Annotated in this window: 1 rRNA gene; it reads left to right on the top strand. The window is 52.1% G+C overall.

From position 1 onward, the window contains the following. Window position 1: 1 nt before the first annotated feature. Window positions 2–305 (top strand): 23S ribosomal RNA (locus tag TMES_RS22180); the annotation flags it as partial.

Below are 305 nucleotides of genomic sequence, written 5' to 3'. Positions count from 1 at the left end.
AGACGGAAAGACCCCGTGAACCTTTACTATAGCTTTGCACTGGACTTTGAATTTGCTTGTGTAGGATAGGTGGGAGGCTTTGAAGCGTGGACGCCAGTTCGCGTGGAGCCAACCTTGAAATACCACCCTGGCAACTTTGAGGTTCTAACTCAGGTCCGTTATCCGGATCGAGGACAGTGTATGGTGGGTAGTTTGACTGGGGCGGTCTCCTCCTAAAGAGTAACGGAGGAGTACGAAGGTGCGCTCAGACCGGTCGGAAATCGGTCGTAGAGTATAAAGGCAAAAGCGCGCTTGACTGCGAGACA

It is taken from the genome of Thalassospira mesophila, assembly GCF_002115755.1.
GTDB classification, from domain to species: Bacteria; Pseudomonadota; Alphaproteobacteria; order Rhodospirillales; family Thalassospiraceae; genus Thalassospira; species Thalassospira mesophila.
This window is presented reverse-complemented; position numbering and strand designations above follow the sequence as displayed.